The sequence below is a fragment of the Enterobacter cloacae complex sp. IR53041 genome (assembly GCF_049238285.1).
Classification (GTDB): domain Bacteria; phylum Pseudomonadota; class Gammaproteobacteria; order Enterobacterales; family Enterobacteriaceae; genus Enterobacter; species Enterobacter roggenkampii.
Window position 1 is genome coordinate 25,952 of sequence record NZ_JBMKHB010000043.1, and the last position, 7,882, is coordinate 33,833.

Below are 7,882 nucleotides of genomic sequence, written 5' to 3' on the forward strand. Positions count from 1 at the left end.
TCTTTTGGCTATCAGGCCTGGAGAAGAGTTCTACACGCCATGCAAGGATAGGGAATTATTCCTGATTATCTTCAATCAGTTATATTTCGGCGAACATGTTTTCCACACATGATCATATAAGCCTGAACAACATAATTAAAACCAGTGGCTTAATAAAAGTAATAAATTTGCGTTAAGGAAAGGCTTTTATCATGCACACACAGACCATTTTTGAATTAAGCCAGGAAGCCGAGCGTTTGTTACAGCTTGCCCTGCAAAATCTTGATACGTTGAAATCAATGCCCACTGAGATGCTGGAGAGCACAGAGGCTGCTATTACTGGCGAAACAAACAACGTTTTACCTTTGCATTTTAGCGCGCGCGGTGTCGACGCCCAGCAGGCGATGCTGAATAATGAATTACGCAAAATAACCCGGCTGGAAATGGTCCTGGCCATTGTTGGCACCATGAAAGCGGGGAAATCGACCACTATTAATGCGATTGTGGGTACTGAAGTGTTGCCGAACCGCAATCGTCCAATGACGGCGCTTCCGACGTTGATTCGCCACACGCCGGGTCAGAAGGAACCGGTGCTGCATTTCTCTCATGCCTCCCCGATTGATGAATTGATCCAACTGCTTCAGAAACAGCTCTGTGATTACGACCGCGGGAAGTTGGCTCAGCGTCTGGAAATTGATAAAGACATGAATACGCTGCTGGAGCGCATTGAAAAAGGGGAAGCGTTTGAGAAGCATCACCTGGGCGCGCAGCCGATATTTCATTGTCTGAAAAGCCTCAACGATCTGGTGAGACTTTCCCAGGCGCTGGGTGTGGAGTTTCCGTTCTCTGAATATACGGCTATTGAACATATCCCGGTGATTGAAGTGGAGTTCGTGCATCTTGCGGGCCTGGATGCCCACCTCGGGCAGCTGACGCTGCTCGATACGCCCGGGCCGAACGAGGCCGGACAGCCGCATCTGCAAAAAATGCTCAGCGAGCAGTTGTCCCGCGCATCGGCGGTGCTGGCCGTAATGGATTATACCCAGCTTAAATCCATTTCTGATGAAGAAGTCCGCCAGGCGATTTCCGCGGCGGGAAAATCGGTGCCGCTGTATGCGCTGGTCAATAAATTCGATCAGAAAGATCGCAATAGCGATGATGAAGAACAGATTCGGGCGATGATCTCCGGCACCTTAATGAAAGGCAATATTTCGCCTGGCCAGATTTACCCCGTGTCGTCCATGTGGGCGTATCTGGCGAACCGCGCGCGCTATGAGCTAAGTTCGCATGGACGACTGCCGGATCATCAGGAGCAACCCTGGGTGCAGGATTTTGCCGAAGCGGCACTCGGACGTCGCTGGCGTACGGCGGACCTGGACGATATCGACCATATCCGACATTCTGCCGATTTGCTCTGGGAAGATTCGCTCTTCGAGCAACCGATACGGAAACTGATTTACGCCGCCTATGCCAATGCCTCGCTATACGCGCTGCGTTCGGCCTCGCATAAGCTTCTTAACTACGCGCAAAACGCCCGCGAGTATCTCGATTTCCGCTATCAGGGGCTGACGGTGGCCTTTGAGGCGCTGGAGCTGAATATCGCACGTCTGGAAGAGGACATGGCGCTTTTGCAGACGCGTCAGCGCGTGGTGAGCGATGAGGTGAAACACGAGGTTGAGGAAGCGCTGAACGCCACCGCAGACTTTATGGGATCCCAAAAAACCGCGCTTCACCAGGCGATTGACCAGGTGTTCAGCACGCCCCCGATTCTTGACTCGGCAGGCACCGAACGGCAGCAACTTCGCGGTGAGAGGGTGAAGCAGCTGGTGCTGGACGATGAAGGGCAGGCGCAGATTGCGCTGAGTAAATTACGCGCCTCCTGCGAGCGGGTGATGCTGGATGCCCAGACGAAGATCGGCCGGGAGCTGGCGTTACGCTTTGATCAGCTGGAGTCCACGCTGGCGCGTTCTCTTAACGAAGCCATGCGTCCCATCGAAACGCGTATTAAAGAGCATCTGAGCCATGCGGGTTTTCGGGCGCGGATCAGCTTCCCGGCGTTTCAGGCAAGCCAGCTTAACTTCAATACGCGAGCGCTGTTTAACGATGCGATTGCGCAGGACGACAGCCAGGCCGCCCCGCCTTCCGGCGGGAGCAGCATGCGCGAAACGGTCTCTCGCTGGCTCAATAATCCTGGCTGGGGCTGGGACGAGTATGTGGAAACGCGCACGCGCTATGTTATCGACATTGCGCAGCTACATGACAAATTTAAGCAACATATTGATCAGTTTTGTGAACAAATACGTAAAGCTTTGTCCGCGCAGGTCGATGTCTCTGTTACGGCAGGAATGGCGACGTTCTTTGCAGAATTTTCGTTGTGCCTGACCGGGTTACAGGAAAGCTTGCGTGATAGCCTCGCAGTGCGTCAGCAAAATGAGCACTCAACCCGAGCGCTCTGTCAGTTGTTGAAGCAAAGCATCACTACTGCGACGTGGATACAGGAAGATACCCGACTGTTACGCGATGATATTCAAACTCTATTCGCGGCAGAGCAACCATGACAACACCACTACTGGACGGCCCCGGGCGAACGCTGGAGTGTATTAATCCAAAATTTATGGTCGATCTGGTGCAGGGGGGAGACGCGGCGCGTCATCCTCGCCTGGGACCACAGCAGCTGCAGTTTCGCGAGCGTTTGACGCAGGAAATCATGACGCATACCCGGCTACGCCCCTGGGCGATGGCGGGGATGCTCAATGAAAATGCGGCGCTGCGCCTGGGGCTGGCGGAAAAGCTGGCCGGGATGCTTGATCCGGGCCATCTCGCGCTGACGCTGATGGCAGAGAAGCTGATTGCGCTGCGTCAGCAGACTCACCCACGCACCCTGCAGTCTCCCGGACTGACGCAGCAGTACGCCGATCTCGTGTCTCATTTTACCCAACGCGCAGCCTGGAAAGAAAAGGCGCTGACCCAGCGCGGGCTAACGGTGCAGGCGGGTGAGCACAGTGAGCAAATTTTTACCCGCTGGCGGGCCGGACATTATGATGGCTGGTCGCTGGCCGGGCGCTGTTTTATCGTTCTGGAAGAGCTGCGCTGGGGAGCATTTGGCGACGCATGCCGCCTCGCGAAAGAAGATGTGGCGGCCATGCTTAAGGATAACCTGCGCAGCATGGCGGCTAACTATCTGGCGCAGGGCATTAATGCCTCACCCACGACCCGCCATTTTTATCACCAGTGGCTGACAGCGCCTGCTTCTCCCGGATCGATCGATCATAAAGACATGCTGGGCTGGCTGGGGGACTGGTGTCAGGCGGATAAGCATCCGGTGAGCTGGTCAGTGACGCAAAACTGGCAGACCGTCGCACTGGGGATGCCGAGGCTCTGTTCGGCAAAACGGCTGGTGGACGGGATGGTGGAAGAGATTTTTGGGTAAATCCCTTACCCCTCACCCTCTCCCCGCAGGGAAGAGGGGAGGGTTTGGTACGGTGTGTTAATGGCGGAGTTCGACCGCTTTTCGTTCGATATTCTGCTCGGGAGCATTGGCGTAGCGTTTCGCATATAGCGCCGTGATGATCGGCACCAGTAGCGCAGTGACAATCACGCTGGCGGCAACCAGCGCCGTCGCTGAAGCGGCTACCGGTTCGAAGGCCGGGTTAATCTGGGCAATAATCACCGGGTTGGCGACGGCAGCGCCTGCGGCTGAAGAGGCGGCGACGCCCGCCGTGCCGTTTCCTCCCCCGATCACGCGGTCGGCAACGATCAGCGGAATACCGGTAATGACGATTACGGCGACACCCAGCACAATACCCAGCAGGCCGGTATCAAGGATAACCTTCAGGTTGATGGTGTTCCCCAGCGCAAAGCCGAAGAACGGGATCAGCACCGGCGTGGCTTTGCTGAAGAAATCACGCAGATCGTGATCGAGGTTGCCAAGGGCAAAGCCGATCAGGAAGGGCAGGATTGCGCCGACAAAGTGGTGGGGTTCAAAAGAGGCCAGGCCAGCGGACCCCAGGATCAGCATCGTCATCAGCGGGCCTGATTCGAGAGACATCAAGACAAATGCGCCGGACTCTTCTTTCGTCCCGTACTGGTTCATCAGGCTGGCGTACAATCCGCCGTTAGTCATATCCATCGCGGAGACAATCGCCAGCACCGATAACCCCGCGAAGAACCCGGTCTGAATTCCATTCTCTGGGATGAACATCGCGCATATCATTGCCACCGCCCAGGCTACCGCTATTTTGGTTATTACCAGCGTGCCGGATTTCCGTAATACGGTACCGGTCGCCCGCAAATTAATGGATGCACCGATACAAAAAAACCAGACGGCAAGAATTGGAACCGTGCCCGTTATCATGCCTTTTGTGAAACCACCAAAATAAGCCCCGGTATCAGGGGCAAGGGTATTCAGGATGGCGCCCAGCACCAGCGGAACCAGCATCATACCGCCGGGTATGCGTTCTATCGTGGCTTTAATCTTCATGGACAATCCTCACATCTGACCCCGCAGGACGGGCGTTCGGTGTTAAAAATTAGTCAATAAATTCAACTGATTGGCATTTGTTTTTGAGTGGCGTTTCTCGATAATCCCGCCAGGAAAATAAATGTTTTTTCTCGATTAACTTCCTTATAAAACACATGAAATGCTGTATTCGGATTTATCATGCGATCATTGGAATATTGATTCAATCAAAATAAAACATCGTTTTAGTTATCTTTGTCACATATTCAATGTAAAACTATCGGCGGCTTCCTGATGAAAAAAATTTATTTAAATTGAATGTGAGTAAACGTGGTTTGTTTTTTTGTTGCGAAAGAACTCATGACGTGCGTGAGAGAGCTCATGAGGCGGGGATGAGAAAGGGCTTATTTGCACTGATTGACAAATACTGGACTGAGTTGACCTGATGCTGAAATATGTGTGAAGTTGATCACAAATATAAACGCTGGTAGGGTAAAAAGGTCATTAACTGCCCAGGCAGGCGTCAACAGGTTCGGTTGTATCGACGTAAAACGTCAATGTAAGTAAACCTGCTACGCTTGAATAAGGCGATTCGCATGGAGCGGATCCCATGGTTCACAGAACGCACACTGGACTGTGAAACAGACAGGGCCGAGTCAACGAGGATAGCTATGCTGAGAAGGAAAAAGATTAAACCCATCACGCTTCGCGACGTCACCATTATTGATGACGCCAAACTGCGTAAAGCGATTACCGCAGCCTCGCTCGGTAATGCGATGGAATGGTTCGATTTTGGTGTCTACGGCTTTGTGGCCTATGCGTTAGGTAAAGTGTTTTTCCCCGGGGCCGATCCCAGCTTGCAGATGATTGCGGCACTGGGTACGTTCTCCGTTCCCTTCCTGATTCGCCCGCTGGGTGGTCTGTTCTTCGGTATGCTCGGTGATAAATATGGTCGTCAGAAGATCCTGGCTATCACCATCGTCATTATGTCGATCAGTACATTCTGTATCGGTCTTATCCCTTCTTATGCCACCATCGGCATTTGGGCTCCGATTCTGCTGCTGATCTGTAAGATGGCACAGGGCTTCTCCGTGGGCGGTGAATATACTGGCGCCTCGATCTTCGTTGCCGAGTATTCTCCTGACCGTAAGCGCGGGTTTATGGGAAGCTGGCTGGACTTCGGCTCCATTGCCGGTTTTGTCCTGGGCGCGGGCGTGGTGGTGCTGATTTCAACCGTGGTGGGGGAAGAGAACTTCCTCGACTGGGGTTGGCGTATCCCATTCTTCCTGGCACTGCCGTTGGGGATCATTGGTCTCTACCTGCGTCATGCGCTTGAAGAGACGCCTGCGTTCCAGCAGCACGTTGATAAGCTGGAGCAGGGTGACCGCGAAGGGCTTCAGGACGGTCCGAAGGTATCGTTCAAAGAGATTGCCACCAAGCACTGGCGAAGCCTGCTGGTCTGTATCGGTCTGGTGATCTCCACCAACGTGACCTATTACATGCTGCTGACCTACATGCCGAGCTATCTGTCGCATAACCTGCACTACTCGGAAGATCACGGTGTGCTGATCATTATCGCCATCATGGTGGGTATGCTGTTTGTGCAGCCGATTATGGGCCTGTTGAGTGACCGCTTTGGTCGTCGACCGTTCATTATTCTGGGAAGCGTTGCGCTGTTTGCCCTCGCCATCCCGGCATTTATTCTGATCAACAGTAATGTACTGGGGCTGATTTTTGCCGGTCTGCTGATGCTGGCGGTGATCCTTAACTGCTTTATCGGGGTGATGGCCTCAACGCTGCCCGCGATGTTCCCGACCCATATTCGCTACAGCGCGCTGGCCGCGGCCTTCAACATCTCGGTGCTGATTGCCGGTCTGACCCCGACGCTTGCCGCCTCGCTGGTGGAGAGCACGCAGAACCTGATGATGCCTGCTTATTACCTGATGGTGATCGCGGTGATTGGTTTGATTACCGGTATTACCATGAAGGAGACGGCGAATCGCCCTCTGAAAGGCGCAACGCCTGCGGCATCGGATATCCAGGAAGCGAAAGAGATCCTCCGTGAGCACTACGATAATGTAGAGCAGAAGATTGAGGATATTGACGCCGAGATTGAAGAACTGCAGAAAAAACGTTCCCGACTGGTGGATCAGCATCCACGCATCAACGAGTAACAAAAAACCCGCCGCTGGCGGGTTTTCTTTTATTAGCATCCTGCGGCGATGTAGTCACCATTGGCGCTGATGGGGATCACCGTCAGGAACAGCACCGTCGCGAACAGGATCAGGACTATCCCTCCGGCAATTTTGACGGCCGGCACCAGCCATTTTAACGAGGCGCTTTCTCCGAACCAGGCCACCGTGCGTTCGCGGGCGTAACGTACAGCCAGTGAAAGCCCCATAATAGAGAGCGCGGTTCCCAGAGACATAGTCATGACTGCGGCCATCCCCCAGGTAACAATGCCCAGCGCGTTGGAGAACATCAGGATCATGATCGCCCCGCTGCACGGGCGTGCGCCAATCGCCAGTATCACGCCCAGACGAGTTTTCCAGTCGCCCTGCGTCAGGTCTGTACCTACGCCGTGATGGCCGCAGCCACAGTGTTCGTCGTGCTGATGAAGCGGCTTAATGGCAGAGACAGACATCCTGCGCGGGCGCAGGCTCTTCAGCGCCTGGTAAATGACAAATGCGCCGAATGCGCCAATAAGCACTGCGCTGACCTTCTCCACATACCAGCGGCTGGTACTGATATCCCCTGAGGCGAGGTTAAACCCTACCGCCAGGATAAAGACAAACAGAATGGCGCTGACGCCCTGCATCAGGCTGCCCAGGAAAGGGACGACCCGGGCGGCCAGTTCGCTTTCCTTATTGGTAGTCAGATAGGTCGTCACAATGAATTTTCCGTGCCCGGGGCCAATGGCGTGGAGTACGCCATAAAGGAAAGCCCCCGTTAACAACCATAATCCGCCGCTGTACTGGTGGTTATTCAGCTGCAGCAGGTACATCACCAGATAGCGGTGCAGGGTAATTTGCGTGGCAAGACACCACTGGATAAAGGCGTTCCAGTGCGCATGCAGGGTAAAACCGGCAAAGAGAATTGCCAGCAGCATCAACCCAGCGGTAGGGAGACGCCAGTCACGGGTGAGGCGTTGTGTGGTCATGAAGCGGCCTGCACAGAGAAGAGTATTTGCCGCCAGTATAGTTGATCTTGCCGCTCAGTTCGTGGGATCGCATTGGGATCCGTGCAGAATTGTGGATAACTTTGTGCATAAATGGGTATAAGGCGGGGTTTTGCTGGGGAATGCAGCAGTCAGTCATTTTTTTGCAACTTTTCGGTTGCGGTCGTTCGCGAACTCCCTATAATGCGCCTCCATCGACACGGCGGATGTGAATCACTTCACAGACAACGCGGTCGGTTGAAGAGAAAAAATCCTGAAATAACGGG

5 protein-coding genes are annotated in these 7,882 nt (G+C 53.9%); 3 read left to right on the forward strand and 2 right to left on the reverse strand.

The genetic code is table 11. The annotated features are described in order from the left end of the window. Nucleotides 1-191 precede the first annotated feature (191 nt). Both crfC and ACOTXF_RS21635 read left to right on the forward strand, forming a co-directional pair. Entirely contained in the window at nt 192-2,537 is a 2,346-nt protein-coding gene (gene crfC, locus ACOTXF_RS21630) for a clamp-binding protein CrfC (RefSeq protein WP_021242912.1), read from the forward strand. Then, complete coding sequence (locus tag ACOTXF_RS21635) at nt 2,534-3,409, forward strand: diguanylate cyclase regulator RdcB family protein (RefSeq protein ID WP_008500070.1); 876 nt, start codon at nt 2,534-2,536, stop codon at nt 3,407-3,409. The genes crfC and ACOTXF_RS21635 overlap by 4 nt, the downstream gene beginning before the upstream one ends. Nucleotides 3,410-3,466: 57 nt before the next feature. On the opposite strand, the gene kdgT is transcribed toward ACOTXF_RS21635, so the two are convergent. Beyond that, nucleotides 3,467-4,459: a 2-keto-3-deoxygluconate transporter gene (gene kdgT / locus ACOTXF_RS21640; protein WP_008500071.1), complete on the reverse strand. Its 993-nt coding sequence runs from the start codon at nt 4,457-4,459 to the stop codon at nt 3,467-3,469. A gap of 650 nt (nt 4,460-5,109) precedes the next feature. Between kdgT and proP the strand changes: the two genes are divergently transcribed. Then, the gene (proP, locus tag ACOTXF_RS21645; protein ID WP_008500072.1) at nt 5,110-6,612 is read left to right on the forward strand and encodes a glycine betaine/L-proline transporter ProP; all 1,503 of its coding nucleotides are present in this window, start codon (nt 5,110-5,112) and stop codon (nt 6,610-6,612) included. A 32-nt stretch (nt 6,613-6,644) separates the two neighbouring features. On the opposite strand, the gene ACOTXF_RS21650 is transcribed toward proP, so the two are convergent. Beyond that, a complete protein-coding gene (locus ACOTXF_RS21650; protein ID WP_045418018.1) occupies nt 6,645-7,598 on the reverse strand; it encodes a nickel/cobalt transporter in 954 nt (317 codons plus the stop codon). Between the last annotated feature and the right edge of the window lie 284 nt (nt 7,599-7,882).

Bases quoted from the DNA above. Each gene is read 5' to 3' on its own strand.
- crfC (WP_021242912.1), top strand. From the start codon at position 192: ATGCACACACAGACCATTTTTGAATTAAGCCAGGAAGCCGAGCGTTTG.
- ACOTXF_RS21635 (WP_008500070.1), top strand. From the start codon at position 2,534: ATGACAACACCACTACTGGACGGCCCCGGGCGAACGCTGGAGTGTATT.
- kdgT (WP_008500071.1), bottom strand. From the start codon at position 4,459: ATGAAGATTAAAGCCACGATAGAACGCATACCCGGCGGTATGATGCTG.
- proP (WP_008500072.1), top strand. From the start codon at position 5,110: ATGCTGAGAAGGAAAAAGATTAAACCCATCACGCTTCGCGACGTCACC.
- ACOTXF_RS21650 (WP_045418018.1), bottom strand. From the start codon at position 7,598: ATGACCACACAACGCCTCACCCGTGACTGGCGTCTCCCTACCGCTGGG.